Origin of the sequence: Enterococcus sp. AZ009 (assembly GCF_050548785.1) — a bacterium.
Lineage (GTDB): Bacteria > Bacillota > Bacilli > Lactobacillales > Enterococcaceae > Enterococcus_D > Enterococcus_D entomosocium.
On the sequence record NZ_CP172960.1, the window covers coordinates 3636375 to 3649949 of the forward strand.

Annotated in this window: 15 protein-coding genes; 11 read left to right on the top strand and 4 right to left on the bottom strand. The window is 44.5% G+C overall.

Annotated features, from left to right (window positions below):
- Positions 1–5: 5 nt before the first annotated feature.
- On the bottom strand, positions 6–1352 hold the full coding sequence (locus tag IGJ74_RS17215; RefSeq protein ID WP_008381841.1) for a CitMHS family transporter: 1347 nt from the start codon (positions 1350–1352) through the stop codon (positions 6–8).
- A 431-nt stretch (positions 1353–1783) separates the two neighbouring features.
- On the opposite strand from IGJ74_RS17215, the gene IGJ74_RS17220 reads away from it, so the two are divergent.
- The 11 genes from IGJ74_RS17220 to IGJ74_RS17270 all read left to right on the top strand — a co-directional run bounded on the left by IGJ74_RS17220 (position 1784) and on the right by IGJ74_RS17270 (position 10319).
- Positions 1784–2131, top strand: a complete 348-nt coding sequence (locus IGJ74_RS17220) for a hypothetical protein (protein WP_223347142.1) — start codon at positions 1784–1786, stop codon at positions 2129–2131.
- A 9-nt stretch (positions 2132–2140) separates the two neighbouring features.
- On the top strand, positions 2141–2554 hold the full coding sequence (locus IGJ74_RS17225; RefSeq protein WP_005233074.1) for an acetyl-CoA carboxylase biotin carboxyl carrier protein subunit: 414 nt from the start codon (positions 2141–2143) through the stop codon (positions 2552–2554).
- A gap of 23 nt (positions 2555–2577) precedes the next feature.
- A complete protein-coding gene (locus tag IGJ74_RS17230) occupies positions 2578–3693 on the top strand; it encodes a sodium ion-translocating decarboxylase subunit beta (RefSeq protein WP_005233072.1) in 1116 nt (371 codons plus the stop codon).
- A gap of 24 nt (positions 3694–3717) precedes the next feature.
- Complete coding sequence (locus IGJ74_RS17235) at positions 3718–3843, top strand: OadG-related small transporter subunit (protein WP_008381833.1); 126 nt, start codon at positions 3718–3720, stop codon at positions 3841–3843.
- 12 nt (positions 3844–3855) lie between these two features.
- Positions 3856–4851, top strand: a complete 996-nt coding sequence (gene citC / locus IGJ74_RS17240) for a [citrate (pro-3S)-lyase] ligase (protein WP_087664500.1) — start codon at positions 3856–3858, stop codon at positions 4849–4851.
- Between the two features lie 12 nt (positions 4852–4863).
- Positions 4864–5172 carry a citrate lyase acyl carrier protein gene (gene citD / locus IGJ74_RS17245; RefSeq protein WP_005230465.1) on the top strand — a complete coding sequence of 103 codons (309 nt, stop codon included), beginning with the start codon at positions 4864–4866 and terminating at the stop codon, positions 5170–5172.
- Positions 5160–6047 carry a citrate (pro-3S)-lyase subunit beta gene (gene citE / locus IGJ74_RS17250; RefSeq protein WP_087664499.1) on the top strand — a complete coding sequence of 296 codons (888 nt, stop codon included), beginning with the start codon at positions 5160–5162 and terminating at the stop codon, positions 6045–6047. Before citD ends, citE begins: the two co-directional genes overlap by 13 nt.
- Before the next feature lie 2 nt (positions 6048–6049).
- On the top strand, positions 6050–7582 hold the full coding sequence (citF, locus tag IGJ74_RS17255; protein ID WP_005233060.1) for a citrate lyase subunit alpha: 1533 nt from the start codon (positions 6050–6052) through the stop codon (positions 7580–7582).
- A complete protein-coding gene (gene citX, locus IGJ74_RS17260; RefSeq protein ID WP_237714968.1) occupies positions 7575–8117 on the top strand; it encodes a citrate lyase holo-[acyl-carrier protein] synthase in 543 nt (180 codons plus the stop codon). Before citF ends, citX begins: the two co-directional genes overlap by 8 nt.
- Entirely contained in the window at positions 8114–9505 is a 1392-nt protein-coding gene (locus tag IGJ74_RS17265; RefSeq protein ID WP_087664498.1) for an oxaloacetate decarboxylase subunit alpha, read from the top strand. The genes citX and IGJ74_RS17265 overlap by 4 nt, the downstream gene beginning before the upstream one ends.
- Positions 9506–9779: 274 nt before the next feature.
- Entirely contained in the window at positions 9780–10319 is a 540-nt protein-coding gene (locus tag IGJ74_RS17270) for a DUF1697 domain-containing protein (RefSeq protein ID WP_218193505.1), read from the top strand.
- Positions 10320–10396: 77 nt separating this feature from the next.
- Here IGJ74_RS17270 and IGJ74_RS17275 read toward each other — a convergent pair whose 3' ends face one another.
- The 3 genes from IGJ74_RS17275 to IGJ74_RS17285 all read right to left on the bottom strand — a co-directional run bounded on the left by IGJ74_RS17275 (position 10397) and on the right by IGJ74_RS17285 (position 13207).
- Positions 10397–11083 carry a YoaK family protein gene (locus IGJ74_RS17275; protein ID WP_087664496.1) on the bottom strand — a complete coding sequence of 229 codons (687 nt, stop codon included), beginning with the start codon at positions 11081–11083 and terminating at the stop codon, positions 10397–10399.
- Positions 11084–11363: 280 nt separating this feature from the next.
- Complete coding sequence (locus IGJ74_RS17280; RefSeq protein ID WP_430608633.1) at positions 11364–12746, bottom strand: MATE family efflux transporter; 1383 nt, start codon at positions 12744–12746, stop codon at positions 11364–11366.
- An 80-nt stretch (positions 12747–12826) separates the two neighbouring features.
- On the bottom strand, positions 12827–13207 hold the full coding sequence (locus IGJ74_RS17285) for a MarR family winged helix-turn-helix transcriptional regulator (protein WP_016613715.1): 381 nt from the start codon (positions 13205–13207) through the stop codon (positions 12827–12829).
- Between the last annotated feature and the right edge of the window lie 368 nt (positions 13208–13575).

Genomic DNA, 13575 nt, shown 5'->3' on the forward strand with positions numbered 1-13575 from the left:
TGAAGTTACTGTGGAATATAAAACGGCATATGACCCAATAGTACGATCGTAACGACAAAGATCACGAAAATCCCCAGTGCGTATTTCGCCGCTTCTTTTTGCCATTGCCCCATATCTAAGCCAGTCAAGCGCAATAGCAAGTAGATGAAGGCAACCAATGGACTTAACAAGTGGAACGCTTGGCCCATTAAGGACGCCAAGGCCATCTGCATATTGGTGAAGCCATACGAACGACCCGCTTCTGCTAAGACCGGTAGAACCCCAAAGTAAAACCCATCATTGGAAATAAAGAAAGTCCCAGGTGCAGAGATCAGGGCGATAACTATGCCCCAGAAACCAGCCAATTGTTTAGGAATGATTTGCGTGAAACTATTCGCTAAGGCAGTAGCCATCCCAGAGCCTTGGAACAAGCCCATGAAGACGCCCGCTGCAAAAACTAAAATTACTACTTGCACAGCGTCGCCGCCGTTGGCACCGATCCGTGACGATTGATCTTTCAAAATTGGGTAGTTGACCATCAATGCGATACAAGTACCTACAAGGAATAACAAGATTGGTGGTAAAGCGATACTAGAAATAAAGGAGCTTGCTACTAACCAGCCAATCAAGACGATCGTTAAGATACCGTTGAAGACAAAGTTTTTCGGACGGCGGATCGCTAATGTATCAGGATCAGTCACAGTCGTCATTTCTAATATCTCATCGTTCGTCAGTTCCGTAACCCCTAAACGTTTCCGTTCTTGGATCCCCATTCTGCGAGCCACGAAGAAAATCACATATAACAGAGACAAAATCATTCCTGGCAACAAATAAGAAAGGATATCCGCATCAACTTCCAGCACGGCCATTGCTCGGGCAGTCGGTCCGCCCCATGGCAATAAGTTCATGATGGTGTTTTGCAAAATGATCAAGACACCAAGGTTCATCATTTTCATATTCAGCTTCTTGTAGATGGGAATAAACGCAGAACAACAAATCAAGGTAGTGGTCGTTCCATCACCGTTCAAAGAGACCGCAGCGGCAACGACTGCCGTTGCCATCAAGACTTTCATCGGATCGCCTTTAGCAAAATAAATCATTTTTTTCGTGATTGGATCAAACAAACCGGCATCCAACATAATGGAAAAGTACAAAATCGCAAACAGCAACATGATTCCTGTGTTGGCTGTTGTCGAGATGCCCTCAAGGACAAAATCACCGATGTTGCCTTTTTCGGAAACACCAGCAACCATCGCAACGAGGGTAAATAGTAATGGGATAATTACTAAGGATGTAAAGGGTGACATTTTTTTCTTCATGATGACAAACATGAAGACAATAATCATGGCATAGGACAAAATTGTTAAGAACATTTTCTTCTTCCTTTCATGCATCGAAATGTGTAAGCGTTATCAAAAAACATTTTAAAAAAATTACAGGCCCGTAATTTGTTAGCGACAAGCGTCACTAGTTTGTGAATATTTTTCTTTTCTTAAAGGAAATAATGTTATTGAATGCTTTACACGTCTAAGAATAAACAATCAAGAAATAGAAAAAAAGACCCGTTTAAAAAAAGAACAGCAAAAAAACAATTTCTCTTTTCAAATCTTATTTTTCGTTTAAAAAGTTCTTAACAGAATATTAACGCAAGAAAAACCTTGATAAATCAACGTTTATATCGGTTTTTCACTCTTTTCTCAAAAAAGGAACACTGAAAAAACAATTTTCAGCCGAAATAAATCTCGCTGATTGAACGGGAGTTTCTATAATGAAAGGGAACGAATCATTGAGAAAGGAGAAACCCATGAATCTTATTAAAAGATTGTTCAAAAAAACGCATGATGAACCAGATGCGCCTGTCAGTCCTCCTCTGAAGCCAAGGGAAATGATAGCGGACCCACCCGCGTCTGATTGGCAAGAAGTGTCGGGCTATCAGCCGGCGCCTGCAGAAGATTATCCGTTAGTCAGTCTGATAGCCGCCGCACTAGGTGCCGAGTGTTCCCCTGAAAGTCAGTTTGTCATTCGAAGAATTGAGAAACGCAATCCTGAATTTAAGCGAGTCACCCTGATTGCCGCCAGTATCGCCGCCGGAGAGCTATCAGATTCTCAGTTCACAATCAAAAAAATAGCCAAAAAAAATGAAAACAAGTGAGGGAAAAACATGTTACGTAAATTTAAAATAGCGATCGATGGGCAAGAATACCTTGTCGAAATGGAAGAAATCGGTGCCCCGCAACCTACCGCTCCTGCCCCAGCAGTGCCAACACCGGCTCCAGCAGCGGCACCCGCTCAACCAGAACCAGTCAGCACACCAGAACCAGAAGTAGCACCACAGCCAGCACCAGGTACGCTTCCTGCTGACGGCGAGCCGATTCATTCTCCAATGCCGGGAACGATTTTACGTCTCTTGGTCAATGTAGGTGATACTGTACAAGAAAACCAGTCGTTGATGATTTTAGAAGCCATGAAGATGGAAAATGAGATCGTGGCACCAAAAGCCGGAACCGTGGTTGCCATTGCAGTCAATGCGGGCGATATGGTCAACCCAGGAGAACTGCTGATTACGATCGGCTAATTTATTGAAAAGGAAGTGACGTAGTGGAAACGTTAATTGAAGGTGTAGTCGGGTTAGGATCGGAGCCGGGACGGATCGTTATGATGCTCATCGGTGGTCTATTGATGTATTTGGGGATCAAGAAAGAATATGAACCAACCTTGTTGGTCCCTATGGGATTGGGCACGTTGTTAGTGAACTTCCCGAACTCAGGTGTGTTAAGTGCTGGTGGAGAAGCTGGCCCGTTCCAAGTATTGTTTGATATGGGGATCTCAACTGAATTATTCCCTTTGCTTTTGTTTATCGGGATTGGTGCGATGATCGACTTCGGTCCATTGCTGCAAAATCCATTTCTTTTATTGTTTGGTGCCGCTGCGCAATTCGGGATCTTCTTTACGATCATCGTTGCCGTGCTGCTTGGTTTTGATTTAAACGACGCGGCTTCCATCGGGATCATCGGTGCCGCTGACGGACCAACGTCGATTTTTGTCGCAAATACGCTGAACTCGAAATATATGGGTGCGATCATGGTAGCAGCTTACTCTTACATGGCGCTAGTACCGATCATTCAACCGGTAGCCATCAAAGCTGTGACGACCAAGCACGAACGAAAAATCCGCATGACGTATCGTGCCGGTGAAGTTTCGCAAACGGCAAAAATTTTGTTCCCGATCGTGATCTCGATCGTAGCAGGGTTGATTGCTCCTGTTTCATTGCCATTGGTCGGATTTTTGATGTTCGGAAATCTCTTGCGGGAATGTGGTGTCTTAGATCGTTTGTCCATCACCGCTCAAAACGAACTGGTGAATATCATCAGTATCCTCCTAGGTTTATCAATTTCTGTGAAAATGCAATATGAAGAATTTTTACAAGTCGATACATTGATGGTTATTGGTTTAGGGCTGGTTGCCTTCATTATGGACTCGGTCGGCGGCGTGTTGTTTGCGAAAGTGCTGAACTTGTTCCGTAAAGAAAAAATCAACCCAATGATCGGTGCAGCTGGTATCTCTGCGTTTCCAATGTCTAGTCGTGTCATCCAAAAAATGGCGACAGATGAAGATCCGCAAAACTTTATCTTGATGCATGCAGCCGGTGCCAACGTTTCAGGACAGATTGCTTCGGTCATCGCCGGTGGCTTACTGCTGGCACTGATTGCTTAGGTCACTAGAAAGGAGAGGAAAATTATGAGTCAAGATTTACTGACTTCATTTGAATTGTTGTTATTCGGTTGGGGCGGCGTCTTTGTCGTGATCCTGATCATCTACTTCGCATCTTTGCTTTTGTCGAAGCTCTTCCCAGTAAAAAAATAAAGAAGGCATTGTATGTATACCCTAAAAAGAATCTGGCTGCAAAAAGATCCGGAAGTCTTTTTGCAATGGCAAAAATTGATCACCCGTGCTGGCTTAGCCGTCGGTGAAGAAGTAGCCTATACCATCGGCATTTTTGACCAGCAAACCTTGATTGCTACTGCTTCTTGCTATGCCAATATCATCAAGTATGTGGTGGTCTGTGAAAAAAAACGCTCCGAACAGCTGTTGACGCAATTGATTTCGCACCTTAGCGATCATATCAAAGACGAGGGCCATACCAAGTCCTTCGTCTATACAGCACCGAAAAATCGTCTGTTTTTTGAATCTCTCGGGTTTCGTGAAGTGCTGGCAGCACAAGACATCTTGTTCATGGAACAAGGCGTTCCTTCTTATGAAAGCTATGCCCAACAACTGCAACGGCAGCGAATCGGACAAAACAACGGCGCGATCGTGATGAACGCCAATCCTTTTACCAAGGGACATTTGTACTTAGTCGAAACGGCTGCGAGTCAAAAAGAACAGGTTTATGTGTTCGTTTTATCAGAAGACCGCTCGCAATTTTCTGCCAGTGAACGGCTGCAGATGGTGACGGATGGCGTGGCTCACCTGCCAAATGTAACGGTGCTGCCAACCAACAACTATCTCGTCTCTTCGGCAGTTTTTCCCAGTTATTTCTTGAAAGAGCAAGCACCTGAGGCGATCGCCAAAAAACAAGCCGCCTTTGATGCAACCCTCTTCAAAGAAAAAATTGCGCCGTTGTTGGCGATCACTACGCGTTTTGTAGGCTCAGAGCCTTACTCGCCCGTGACTCAACTCTACAACGAGGCAATGGCTGCCGTTTTTTCTCCCGAGCTTGAACTGATCGTGATCGACCGTCTGAAGATCAACCAATCAACCGTTTCGGCTACAAAAGTTCGGAAAGCGATTGCAGAAAAAGATTTACTTTTCTTGCAGCAATTTTTACCAGAAACAACGTTCTCATTTTTAATGCAGCATAACTATATTTAGAGGTGATAATAAGTGGAAATCAAAAAAAGTGCGGTTGCTGGCTCTGTTGAATCCAGTGATATCTTGATCGCGATCGAGCCCACCACAACCCAAACCATCGAGCTGACCCTCGATAGCAGTGTCGAAAAACAATTCGGCAAACAAATTCGCGCCGTCATCCTTGAGACGCTGAACCATCTAGGCGTGACACAGGCCAAAATCACTGCCACCGATAAAGGCGCATTGGACTGTACCATCAAAGCCCGAACTCTGACCGCCGTTCATCGGGCCGCCGAACAAGAACAGTATGCTTGGAAGGAGATCGACACATGGAACGTTTAAGAAGAACGATGATGTTTGTACCAGGAGCCAATGCTGCCATGCTACGGGATGCGCCATTGTATGGCGCCGATTCCGTTATGTTTGATTTAGAAGATGCGGTCTCCTTGAATGAAAAAGACTCTGCTCGGACACTGGTGCATTTTGCCTTAAAAACCTTTGACTATTCTGCCATCGAAACCGTCGTGCGCATCAACGGCCTCGACACGGTGGGTGCCCTTGATATCGAAGCGATGGTCCTAGCGGGGGTCAACGTCATTCGACTACCGAAAACCGAAACCGCCAAAGATATCATTGACGTTGCCGCTGTGATCACACAAGTAGAAGAAGAAAACGATCTGCCTGTAGGAACCACCAAAATGATGGCTGCCATCGAGTCGGCCGAAGGCGTTTTAAATGCCCGAGACATCGCTACAGCTTCCGATCGTTTGATCGGGATCGCTTTAGGGGCAGAAGATTATGTCACCAATATGAAAACCCGTCGCTACCCAGATGGGCAAGAGTTGTTGTTTGCCCGCAGTATGATTTTGCATGCAGCTAGAGCTGCGGGGATCGCCGCCATCGATACCGTCTTTTCTGATATCAATGACACAGATGGCTTTCTCGCTGAAACGACCCGCATCAAGCAGCTTGGTTTTGACGGAAAATCAGTGATCAATCCCCGGCAGATTCCCCTAGTTAATGGGATCTATGCGCCTTCAAAAGCCGAGATCCAACAGGCCAAAGAAGTGATCTGGGCCATTCGTGAAGCCGAAAGCAAAGGTTCTGGTGTGATCTCCTTGAATGGCAAAATGGTCGATAAACCAATCGTTGAGCGAGCGGAACGCGTGATTGCCCTTGCCAAAGCAGCGAAATTGATTACCGAGGAGGAAGTGTAATTATGGTGTTAAACAAAGCAGGAAAAGACATCCCTGAATGCTATGCCAACCAATACGGGGTCTTTGAAAATGAAACGGCCAATATCCATGCCTACAAAGAAGCGAGTCGCAAGATCGAGCCAGTCCTGCCGGGCAAAAGCAAGGTCTTGGGCAGTATTCGTGAAGCCATTGAAAAAACAGGGTTAACGGACGGCATGACGATCTCCTTCCACCATCATTTTCGCGAAGGGGATTTTATCATGAATCTCGTTTTAGACGAGATCGCAAAAATGGGCATCAAGAATCTTGCGATTGCCCCTAGTTCCATCGCCAATGTCCATGAACCATTGATCGGACATATCAAATCTGGCGTCGTAACCAATATCACCTCCAGCGGTCTGCGGGACAAAGTCGGTGCCGCAATCTCCGAAGGCATTATGGATGCTCCAGTCATTATCCGTTCTCATGGCGGTCGGGCTCGTGCCATTGCCGCCGGCGATATCCACATCGATGTCGCCTTCTTAGGGGCCCCTAGCTCAGATGCGTATGGCAATGCCAATGGCACCGTCGGAAAAGCAACCTGCGGCTCATTGGGCTATGCGATGGTCGATGCAAAATACGCCGACCAAGTCGTGATCATCACCGACACCCTGGTGCCGTTTCCAAATACCCCAATCAGCATTCCCCAAACGGATGTCGATTATGTCGTGGAAGTCGACGCCATCGGTGATCCTGCAGGGATCGCAAAAGGTGCGACCCGCTTTACCAAAAATCCAAAGGAGTTACTGATTGCTGAGTATGCAGCCAAGGTCATCACCAGCTCGCCTTACTACCAACAAGGCTTCTCCTTCCAAACCGGAACAGGCGGTGCCGCATTAGCCGTTTCTCGTTTTTTACGCGAGGCGATGATCAAAGATGAGATCAAAGCTAGCTTTGCCCTCGGCGGCATTACCAATGCCATGGTGGAACTGTTAGAAGAAGGATTAGTAGAAAAACTGATCGATGTCCAAGACTTTGATCACCCTTCCGCACAATCACTAGGAAAAAACGCCAATCATTACGAGATCGATGCCAATATGTATGCCTCGCCGTTAAGCAAAGGGGCGTTTATCAATCAATTGGATACCGCCATTCTTTCCGCACTGGAAGTCGACACGGATTTCAACATCAATGTCATCACTGGTTCTGACGGTGTGATTCGCGGTGCTTCTGGCGGACACTCAGATACCAGTATGGCGTGCAAAATGAGCTTAGTGATCGCTCCTCTTGTGCGGGGACGGATCCCAACAATCGTCGATACCGTCAACACGATCGTCACGCCAGGCGCCAGTATTGATGTCGTCGTTACGGAAATCGGGATCGCCATCAATCCTGCTCGCAAAGACTTGATCAGCCATTTTGAAGCATTGGATATTCCCCAGTACACCATTGAAGAATTAAAAGAAAAAGCCTACAGCATTGTCGGTCAACCCGAACCAATCAAGTACGGGGAAAAAACCGTCGCTTTGATCGAATACCGCGATGGCACGATCATTGATGTGGTCAAAAATGTCTGATGCCCTATTTTCAGGAACCCCTGTGACGCTAACCGATATGCTGCAGGCGCGAGAAAATAGAAGCTCCCTTCAACGGGAGCTTCTCGCTGCGGATGAAAAAGCGGCATTGCTTGTTGCCACCATGAATATTCCCGGTCCCGTGAAAAATTCTGTCCCATTGACCGCCGTTTTTGAAGAACTCATTACGGAAATCGAAGAGGCCGTCAAGGAACTGATTCCACTGGCAAACCTCTACCGTAGTTTGGAAACCGGACCGGAATATTATCTCGTACTGCCCACAGATCCTTATGAACTAAAACGAATGATGGTTCAGATTGAGACCCATCATCCTTATGGTCGATTGGTGGATCTGGATGTCTTAGCCAAAAACCAAGACCAGCTTTTACCTATCAGCCGCACCGAAATCGGACTGCCGACAAGAAGCTGCTACGTCTGTGAACAAGATGCCAAAGTTTGTGGCCGTTCTAGAACTCATAGCGTAGCAGATATACAGCAGCAGATCCGTAAAATCATTCAGGAAAGAGTGAAAGAATGAAAAAAATCCAATTTACCGAAACCGTCTTGCGGGACGGCCAACAAAGTCTGATCGCTACACGAATGCCTACCAGCGATATGCTACCGATTTTAAAAACCATGGATCAAGCGGGCTATCATGCCTTGGAAATGTGGGGCGGCGCAACCTTCGATGCTTGTCTGCGTTTTTTAAATGAAGACCCATGGGAAAGATTGCGCGCAATCCGCAAAGAAGTGAAAAAGACCAAACTACAAATGCTCTTACGGGGGCAAAATCTCTTAGGGTACAAAAACTATGCCGATGACGTCGTTGCTGACTTTGTGACCAAATCGGTTGAAAACGGCATCGACATTCTTCGTTTGTTTGATGCCTTAAATGATGTCCGCAATTTAGAAACCGCCATCCGCGCCACAAAAGCAGCCGGCGGACACTGTCAAACAGCAATCTCTTATACTACTAGCCAAATCCATACCGTGGATTACTTCGTTGACCTTGCCAACAAAATGGCAAACCTCGGCGCCGATTCCATCTGTATCAAAGATATGGCAGGCGTTTTGACACCGCAAACTGGCTACGAGCTGGTCAGCCGAATCAAAGATACCGTCGATCTACCGCTAGAAGTCCATACCCATGCCACCAGCGGCATCGCTGAGATGACTTACTTAAAAGTTGCGGAAGCCGGTGCAGACATCATTGATACCGCCATCTCCTCCTTTGCTGGCGGCACCAGTCAGCCAGCAACCGAATCTGTGGCAATCGCCTTAGAAGATTGCGGCTTTGCTACGGGACTTGATTTGCAGAAAGTCGCTGAGATTGCTGAACATTTCAATCCCGTTCGTGATCGTTTCCGCGAAGAAGGACTACTGAACCCGAAAGTCAAAGATATCGAACCTAAAACCTTGATCTATCAAGTACCTGGTGGCATGTTGTCAAACCTACTCAGCCAATTGACGGAACAAGGATTGCAAGACAAGTATGAAGAAGTCCTAGCAGAAGTACCAAAAGTCAGAGCAGACTTGGGCTATCCGCCACTAGTGACCCCATTGTCGCAAATGGTCGGTACCCAAGCCTTGATGAATGTGATTTCAGGAGAACGTTACAAACTTGTCCCAAGTGAGATCAAAGATTACGTCAAAGGACTTTACGGTCAATCGCCAGCACCCATCACCGACGAAATCAAAGAAACAATCATCGGAGATGCTGAAGTGATCACCGTCAGACCAGCTGATCTACTGGCACCACAACTGCCAGCCTTTCGGGAAGAAATCGCTGAGTATGCCCAAAGTGAAGAAGACGTGCTGATGTACGCCCTCTTCCCTCAGCAAGCCCAAGACTTTTTAGGCCGACGAGAAGATCCCTTTTATGATGTCCCCGTACAGAACGTGTCTGTGAGGATTGCGGTGGATTAACAACGAAGCCAGAAACAGAGAAAACGACTGAAAGTGCCCCTCACAAATTCGCTTGCTTGAGCAGATTTGTGAGGGTTGTTATCATTTACAGGCTGTTTCTTCGTTTTTACTAATTAGCAGCGCAAAAATACATGCGCCATAGCCACTCCACCAATAAGCTTGCATTCGTCGTTTCTCGCTCACGTATTTTGGGCATCTGAGAAGCCAGGATTGTACTTCCGCTCCATCCATTCTATAATCAGCTAAAAGAAGGGGTTTAAAGGAGGGGTTATCCATGCAACGATACATCGCTTTATTAAGAGGCATCAATGTCGGTGGAAAGAACAAAATTTCTATGAAAGAATTGAAAGCCGGTTTTGAAGAATTGGGGTTTAGCAATGTGGTCACTTATTTGAATAGCGGCAATGTGATTTTTTCCAGTGAAGAGGATGATCCACAAGCCCTTGCCGAAACGATTAAAGCAATGGTCAAACGCGACTTTTCCTTTGATATCGCTATTTATATCATTCGCCAATCAGAGCTGCAGGAACGCTTGACCCATATGCCCGACTGGTCAGGAACGGAAGATAATACCATCTATGACAACCTGATCTTTTTGATGCCTTCGCTGACCTACGAGGAGTTATCTGAAAAACTCGGGGCTCCGAATGCCGAGCTTGAACAGGTTTTCCCTTACAAAGACGTCGTCTTCTGGTCCTACCTCCGCAAAGACTATCAAAAAACCAATTGGTGGAAAAAAACAGCCAGCACCAGCGTCGGCAAACAGATTACGATTCGAACCATCAATACCGTACGGAAGATTGCGGAGCTGTGACGCCATTCTAAAAATATTCCCCTCTCAACTTATAAGAAAAACCGTCAGAAGGAGTCCCTCTGATGGTTTTTCTTTGACTATCGAATCGTCTTTTTCGCTTGATGGATTTCAATAAAAAGAGCCAGCAGAAACGTGAAGGTTACGATCCAAATTGAATATTTTTTTAAAACAAGACTGACAAAGGCTAGTAAACAAGCACCAATGACAAATGAGAGCACGACGATCGTATAGTTATGGGCATTGCGTCTTTGAAGCGACGTTTTATTCCGTGAGGTCAGATACAGATACCATTCATTTAGCATTTTCCGATAATTGCCTGAGGTCATCATGATCGTATAAGGATTTCCTTCGATTTGCGTTCCAGTAAACGTCAGCATCAGCAAGCCACTGCCAAAAGCAAGCAGACCAATTTTAAAAAGGTGCAAGTTTTGAGACAACAATGGAATGATCAAGCTCGATAAAATAACAGGTAGCATGGTGTAACTGCGCCAATAATGACTGAAATTGCTGCGCTTTAGAAGAATACCTAATAAAAATCCTACCGTAAACAAAACGATCGATACGATCTTAGGCAGCATTTGCTGCCAATTATATTGGGATAAATTCGAAGCCATCAAAATAATGTTCCCCGTCTGGGTAGCAACTAATCCATGAAAGTAATTGTGAGAATAGACATCTAATGCCCCGCCTGAAAAAGCCATTAAAATCGCAAACAGACGACTGTTATTCGAGACAGAGACAACTTTATAAAATTTTTTTTGCATAGTAGGTTCCTCAATCGCTTGATAATTTTGATAATATCGTTCATTTTAGACACTTTTCTTCTATCAACACATTCAAAAATCATTGATCTTTGAATGAAGTTTTTTCAATTGTAAGTATAACAGAATGAACATCTCCTCTTACTTTAATGCAAAGAAAATAAATAGCAAGTAAAGAAGCCCAACAAAGCAAACTTCGTTGAGCTTTCCATACCCGAGATTCGAAAAGAAACCTTTCGCTATCTTTTCATCCAGAAACCAATAGTTCAAACGTACCTGATTCTTATATGCTACTGTTTTGCATGGCGGGCAGGTCATCCTTATTTAGTTTATTTAGATAAGGAATCATCATTAAGACACCCGCAACAAACGCGATACCTTCTGTAATCGCCATTGACCAAATCAATCCGTCCAATCCATAGAAATGATGCAGCACTAAAACGATTGGAATAAAGAATGTTCCTTGAATCGTGGACATCACTCCGGTCTGAGCACCTAGTCCAGATGCCTGGAAGATGCCCGTGAATAAACCAGAGAAACCATTAAAGATCGAAGAAATCAACTGTGCTCCCAAAATCGTTAAGCCAACTTGGATCACACGTGGATCACTTGTGAATAATCCCAACACAGGCACTCGCAACCAATACACAATCAAGGCAAAAAGGATGGAGATCCCACCTATCCACAAAGATACTTCTTTCAGTGCTTCTTTCACTCGTTTCGTGTTATGGGCAGAGAAACTGTAAGCAAATAACGGTATGACGCCCAAAAATAGACCCATTGTTAAAAATTCCGGTAATTGCGTGATTCGAACAGCGATACCAAAGCTAGCCACAACATTGTCCCCATACTCAGCAGAAAAATTGTTCAACAATAATGTGGTGACGATCATGAAAGCTGATTTAAACAGCTCGGATATCCCTATTTTATAAACTTCTAGCTGATCTTTGATTGAAAGTTTCACGTTCTTTAAAAAGCCCTTCAATGTCTCGCTTTTCGTTTCTAGGAACCAGACATAATACGTTGTTGAAGCGATGTTCGCAATCACTAGTGATAGCCCTGCACCGATCACATGTAGGTTAAAGACGAGAATCAATAATGCATCAAGTAGGATACTCACTGCAACACTGACGAACATGCCATACATTGATTCTTTTGATGCCCCTTCTGAACGCACCAACTGTTCCAAAGCAAAATTTAAAATGAACGATGCTCCACCAACAAACAAAATCAGTGAATATTGTTTTGTATACAAAAATGTCTGCCCACCTGCTCCTAGTAAATGAATAAATGGATCCATGAAAATTACTGCGACAATCCCTATGATTACACCGAGCAGGATGCTCGAGTAAAACGCATAGCCGGCAACTTTCTTGCCCTTTTGAGTGTCTCCATTGCCTAGTAGTCGTGTGATATAGCTTCCTCCACCAACACCCAGCATGTTCCCAACGGCCATCAACAGAATCGTAATGGGCATCGCCAAGGTAATCGCCGACATCATATTGGTATCATGGATCAATCCAATAAAATAGGCATTAATCAAATTATAGATCGTCGTGGTTGAAATACCAACCATCATCGGTATCGATAAATAGGCAATTGCCTTTCGCACCGGACTTTCGCTTAAGTAGTAAATATTGGATTCATTCATTGTGACTTCTTCCATGATGATTCCTCCTTCTATTAGATAGTTAACTGTTAGAATTCTAACTTTAAGGCAATAAGCAGTGATTGACTGCTTATTGCTCATAGACTTTGATCGATTTTTCTTAACAAACGAGTCAGTTCTTCGACTTCTTCTGCATTCAGTGCTTGGACCAGTTCTTTTTCTGCCGCATAAAAAGCTTCATTGGTTTGATCAATCAACGCTTTTCCTTTAGGTAAAACGTATATATTTTTTTGCCGCTCATTATTTTTTGGGATGCGGCGTTCGATATACCCTTTTTTTTCTAACCCTTGAAGCATACTTGTGATACTGGCATCACGACGTTGAAACACTTGGGCCAAATCCTTCTGAATCAATCCCTTGTCTTCATTTTGTGCGATATACGCAATCATTCTTCCTTGCTGCTGACTGATATCCAGGTCTTTTATACGCAGTTCCATCGATTCCCGTGACTTATTCATAATGGAACGCATCAAATTCGAAACGATCAGTTCCTCCAAAACGACTCCCCCTTCGCCAAATGTTAGATATCTAACTATTCGAAAAGAATATACACCGGTTAAAAAGGAAAGTCAATAAAAAGATTCGCTACCTAATAATTAGATCTCTAATTATTTTCAAATCCAATAATGGTAGTAAGGCTCAGGGAGTTCCACACTGTGGAAAAGTTACTCACAAAAGCAGACAACAAGGGACTTTTTATTGCCTTTGTAGTAAACGTGTATAAAAGAGTCTCTGGGTTCATCGATTTTTTCCCCTCATGGTATCAAAGCCAATTAGAAAAGTAGGCTTTATTTTCCGCTCTTGCTAGCGAAAAAAAGAAAGCTTA

Bases quoted from the DNA above. Each gene is read 5' to 3' on its own strand.
- IGJ74_RS17215 (WP_008381841.1), bottom strand. From the start codon at position 1,352: ATGTTCTTAACAATTTTGTCCTATGCCATGATTATTGTCTTCATGTTT.
- IGJ74_RS17220 (WP_223347142.1), top strand. From the start codon at position 1,784: ATGAATCTTATTAAAAGATTGTTCAAAAAAACGCATGATGAACCAGAT.
- IGJ74_RS17225 (WP_005233074.1), top strand. From the start codon at position 2,141: ATGTTACGTAAATTTAAAATAGCGATCGATGGGCAAGAATACCTTGTC.
- IGJ74_RS17235 (WP_008381833.1), top strand. From the start codon at position 3,718: ATGAGTCAAGATTTACTGACTTCATTTGAATTGTTGTTATTCGGTTGG.
- citC (WP_087664500.1), top strand. From the start codon at position 3,856: ATGTATACCCTAAAAAGAATCTGGCTGCAAAAAGATCCGGAAGTCTTT.
- citE (WP_087664499.1), top strand. From the start codon at position 5,160: ATGGAACGTTTAAGAAGAACGATGATGTTTGTACCAGGAGCCAATGCT.
- citF (WP_005233060.1), top strand. From the start codon at position 6,050: ATGGTGTTAAACAAAGCAGGAAAAGACATCCCTGAATGCTATGCCAAC.
- citX (WP_237714968.1), top strand. From the start codon at position 7,575: ATGTCTGATGCCCTATTTTCAGGAACCCCTGTGACGCTAACCGATATG.
- IGJ74_RS17265 (WP_087664498.1), top strand. From the start codon at position 8,114: ATGAAAAAAATCCAATTTACCGAAACCGTCTTGCGGGACGGCCAACAA.
- IGJ74_RS17270 (WP_218193505.1), top strand. From the start codon at position 9,780: ATGCAACGATACATCGCTTTATTAAGAGGCATCAATGTCGGTGGAAAG.
- IGJ74_RS17275 (WP_087664496.1), bottom strand. From the start codon at position 11,083: ATGCAAAAAAAATTTTATAAAGTTGTCTCTGTCTCGAATAACAGTCGT.
- IGJ74_RS17280 (WP_430608633.1), bottom strand. From the start codon at position 12,746: ATGGAAGAAGTCACAATGAATGAATCCAATATTTACTACTTAAGCGAA.
- IGJ74_RS17285 (WP_016613715.1), bottom strand. From the start codon at position 13,207: ATGAATAAGTCACGGGAATCGATGGAACTGCGTATAAAAGACCTGGAT.